Source organism: Vibrio sp. 10N.222.46.A1 (assembly GCF_041473595.1).
Lineage (GTDB): Bacteria > Pseudomonadota > Gammaproteobacteria > Enterobacterales > Vibrionaceae > Vibrio > Vibrio tasmaniensis_A.
In genome coordinates, this window is sequence record NZ_JBFRSN010000406.1 from 1 (window position 1) to 3,629 (window position 3,629).

Here is a 3,629-nt window from a genome sequence, read left to right on the forward strand (position 1 = left end):
GTTCATCCCACTGCCAAGCACTTCCGCCAAAGATCGAACCTTGGTCATCCGGTGCGCTGCCATCCTGTTTTGCATCGCGCCAAATGTAATAGTCTCGATACGGATTGTCTTTTGAAGAGCGTGCTTGCTCGAACCAACGGTGCTCATCTGACGTATGGTTTACCACTAAATCCATAACAATCTTAATGTCACGTTCCTTCGCTTCATCCATCAGTCGTTTCATCTCTTCCATTGTGCCAAACTCTTCAGCAATCGCTTGGTAGTCGGAGATGTCGTAGCCGTTATCGTCCATTGGAGATTGATAAACAGGGGAGAGCCAAATGACATTAATGCCTAGTTCTTTGAGGTAATCGAGTTTGCTGATGATTCCATTTAGGTCACCGATACCGTCATTATTCGAGTCTAAAAAGCTACGCGGGTAAATTTGGTAGACCACTGCGTCATGCCACCATTTCTGTTCCATCTCAATGTCCACTTAATAAGTTAATTGACCTTACTATAGTGATTTCATCTTACACTGGGAAATAGCATTACTAATGCTCTCTATAGAAAAATCCTATATCATGAGCTTTATCCGCTGCGCACTGTGTTCAGTGGTTTAATTTGTTGAATTTCTAACCTCGCATTTTGTGATCGAATGCAAACTAAGAGAATCCTATGAACAAGCTATACCGATACTTTCTGATGGTTGCGCATACTGGCAGTATTAAAGGTGCCGCAGAAAAGCTGAATATTAGCCAACCCTCCTTGACCGCTGCGATCAAGAAATTAGAGAGTGATGTTGGTGTGGCTATTTTTACTCGTAAGTCAAAAGGCGTTGAGCTTACTGAGTACGGGGTGTTGTTTCGGGAGTTTGCACAAGAACAGCAAGAAAAGCATCTGTCTTTGATGCACCGCTTTACCGACATGCAGCAGCGCCAATCCGGTAAATTGAAACTCGGCACCGGGGAAGCTTGGTGGGAACAATTTGTTTGCAAGGCGGTTGAGGAATACAAGCAACAAGAAAAAATGGGCTCGCTACATTTAGAGTTCGGTAACAACTTGTCTTTGATGCACCACTTGGTTCAAGGCGATATCGACTTGTTTGTTGGCCATGAAATCTATGGGCTGCATGAGCGATGCAAAGTAACGTTTTACCCACTCTTTCAAGACAAAGAAGCGGTGTTTGTTCGAGCCAACCATCCGTTGCTAACGAAGAAACACTTAGATCCGAGTTTGTTAAGGCGTGAGACATTAGCGTTTCCAATACTCCAAGTGACCCCCGATCATTCTCGACATAACTCTGTACTGTCTGACCACGTAAATTCACAGCCTGGTGGGCGTGATACCGAGGTGGTTGGGCGAGATGTCTATGACGTTGACTCTCTTTTTGCGAGCTTAGATATGTTAAGAATGTCTGATGCTGTCATGCCATACAGTCATAAAATGTGCGATTGGATGAAAGACAAAGGCTTCGAAACCTTACTGATTGATGACTCTAAGCTAGGAAACGTTGGCCTCTACGCGAAACAGGGAGCGGAAGACCTCAAGATCAAGACGTTCATTGAGATCTTACAAAAAGCCAACTTTGATTAAGCATTGCATGAAATACGAAACTCGTTTGGGTAAGCGTCCAATCTTGGTTGTGCAGAGCAGTTTAAATAAAGTCTAAATTTGAACTAGTAGTGATCGGGTAGTACAATATAGCTATTGAATGAGTGATGACATTCAACTAACTAAAGCAACAAATACAAACAGGGTGAGTGATTATGGACACAGCAAATGTAGAAACCGTCAGTTTCTTAAAAAAAAATGCGGCTAACTTGCCTTTAAGTGAACCACTAACGATCACGCAAAATGGAAAACCTACGTATGTAGTTGAGTCGTATGAAGACCATAAAAAACGTCAAGATGCCATTGCGCTAATGAAACTGGTTAGCTTTGCAAAAAATGATGTTGTTCAAGATCGTGTAACTTCGTCTAGAGATTTAAGAAGTCGATTAGCTGCCCGTAAGTAACAAAGGTAAATATGACTCATAAAGTAGAAATTCAATACACGGAAACATTTGAAAATTCGCTAAATGATTCGATTGATCACCTAACTCAATGGAATGATGAAAAATCAGTCATTGAAGGGATTGAGAGTCTTTTAGATGCCTTTGAAGAAAATGTGAGCCATAACCCTAACATGTACTCTAGATGTTCTGAGCTTGTAGGGTTGGGGGTCACTAGTATCAGAGAGTTCAAAAAATCGGGTTTTAGGCTGTTTTATGAGGTGAATAATGGCACGGTTACAGGCCTAGTCTTATTAAGGCAAAAACAAGACATATCAATGGCTCTCGTTGATTATTGCATCATACATAAATAAAGTTATAGCAGAGATTTAGCTCATGTACTTATAACCCCGTTTAGTGACTTACGGGGTGTGTTTTAATTCGAGTTAAGCGGCTGTTGTTAAAAAGCTTTATGATGTGTTCGCTTTAAAATCCAAAGGTTATCAGCCGTAATAGAAAGCCCCTCTACACCCATTCGCTTACTCTTTGGTCTGGTGACCTGTTTTCTTCGCAAACTTTTGCATCGCTTCAGCAAAGGTTGTTGCCCCACCTTTGGCTTGTACCTGTACTACCTTATACCCCAATTTTTCTAGCGCTTGGCGCTCTGCTAAAACAGCGTCATCGTCTTGCTGGCTGCCCTGTGCTGGTTGATGAAGGTAACACCCTTCTAGTTGACCATCTTCGACCAGTTGGTGGTGTTTCAGTGCATTGATATCAAAATTCATAATCAGTCTTTTCGTGTAAATGAGGAATACCTGCGGCAAAGCCCGCAAGTATCTATAATTCGATTGTTTGTACCATAAGGCATTTTAACCATAAAAAGCGAATGGAAAAATAGTAAACCAGTGGAATGTAATCGGGAGCGGTTTATCTTAGAAATGGATGAGGTAACTGAGATCGTGCTGGAACGGTTTTGGACATAAATGAGTTTCAGGAATTCTAATATTAGTGATTCATGAATAACTTTTTATAAGACAAATATTACCAATTAATACGCCTTTGTACAGTGCGCACTTTGTCTGCTTATGTTCAATCGTGCATATCTCCTTGAATCAGTGCAACCTCTTGTATTTAGAGGTTTTATCATTGAAGTATCGCGAAATGAGTAAGAATTACATTTTTCGAGAGTTAGAGTGCCAAATGACCAAGGAAGAGGTCGCGGAACTGTGTTTTAAAACTGTGAGAACGGTCACGGGATGGGACGAAGGAAAACCAATACCGCCTGAGTGCAAAAGACTAATGAGAATGGCAAAAGGTCGAGAACTAAGCATTAGCGAAGACTGGGTACAGTTCAAAATGTTATACGACAGTATGGAGCTGCCAACAGGCCAAATCGTAAGGCCACAACAAATATTAGCAGGGATTGCGCTTTTAGGAATTCAGTCAGAGTTGGAGATTAAGACTTCGACACATTTACTTGGTCTTGCTAGAGCGATAGCGAACATCAGAAAATAGGATGAGAAAAGTATGGTTTTCTCAATGGGAGTTCAAAGCTAAAGAAAGAGCGTCTAACAAGGTGAAATACTTATTGATAAGATAGCTTCGATTGGAACAAATCCCTTATTTGTTAGTTTAACCGTAAGCGCGTCATGAACC

At 41.3% G+C, this 3,629-nt stretch carries 6 protein-coding genes; 4 read left to right on the plus strand and 2 right to left on the minus strand.

Translation table 11 applies throughout. The annotated features are described in order from the left end of the window. Window positions 1–463 (minus strand): alpha-amylase family glycosyl hydrolase (locus AB4496_RS12735; RefSeq protein ID WP_372131083.1); only part of this gene is annotated, 463 nt, incomplete at its 3' end. A gap of 194 nt (window positions 464–657) precedes the next feature. On the opposite strand from AB4496_RS12735, the gene AB4496_RS12740 reads away from it, so the two are divergent. The 3 genes from AB4496_RS12740 (at window position 658) to AB4496_RS12750 (ending at window position 2,347) form a co-directional block, all read left to right on the plus strand. Then, window positions 658–1,575, plus strand: coding sequence for a LysR family transcriptional regulator (locus tag AB4496_RS12740; protein ID WP_009845863.1), 918 nt, complete (start codon window positions 658–660; stop codon window positions 1,573–1,575). A gap of 173 nt (window positions 1,576–1,748) precedes the next feature. After that, window positions 1,749–1,997 carry a prevent-host-death protein gene (locus AB4496_RS12745; RefSeq protein WP_009845862.1) on the plus strand — a complete coding sequence of 83 codons (249 nt, stop codon included), beginning with the start codon at window positions 1,749–1,751 and terminating at the stop codon, window positions 1,995–1,997. 11 nt (window positions 1,998–2,008) lie between these two features. Then, complete coding sequence (locus AB4496_RS12750) at window positions 2,009–2,347, plus strand: type II toxin-antitoxin system RelE/ParE family toxin (protein WP_009845861.1); 339 nt, start codon at window positions 2,009–2,011, stop codon at window positions 2,345–2,347. A 165-nt stretch (window positions 2,348–2,512) separates the two neighbouring features. Here the strand turns inward: AB4496_RS12750 and AB4496_RS12755 are convergent, their stop codons facing one another. Next, window positions 2,513–2,758 carry a hypothetical protein gene (locus tag AB4496_RS12755; RefSeq protein WP_009845860.1) on the minus strand — a complete coding sequence of 82 codons (246 nt, stop codon included), beginning with the start codon at window positions 2,756–2,758 and terminating at the stop codon, window positions 2,513–2,515. A 361-nt stretch (window positions 2,759–3,119) separates the two neighbouring features. Between AB4496_RS12755 and AB4496_RS12760 the strand changes: the two genes are divergently transcribed. Beyond that, window positions 3,120–3,488 (plus strand): phage protein, encoded by a 369-nt coding sequence (locus tag AB4496_RS12760; RefSeq protein ID WP_102258300.1) that lies wholly within the window; start codon window positions 3,120–3,122, stop codon window positions 3,486–3,488. The last annotated feature ends 141 nt before the right edge of the window (window positions 3,489–3,629 follow it).

Coding starts and splice junctions, on each gene's coding strand:
- AB4496_RS12740 (WP_009845863.1), top strand. CDS start 658: ATGAACAAGCTATACCGATACTTTCTGATGGTTGCGCATACTGGCAGT.
- AB4496_RS12745 (WP_009845862.1), top strand. CDS start 1,749: ATGGACACAGCAAATGTAGAAACCGTCAGTTTCTTAAAAAAAAATGCG.
- AB4496_RS12750 (WP_009845861.1), top strand. CDS start 2,009: ATGACTCATAAAGTAGAAATTCAATACACGGAAACATTTGAAAATTCG.
- AB4496_RS12755 (WP_009845860.1), bottom strand. CDS start 2,758: ATGAATTTTGATATCAATGCACTGAAACACCACCAACTGGTCGAAGAT.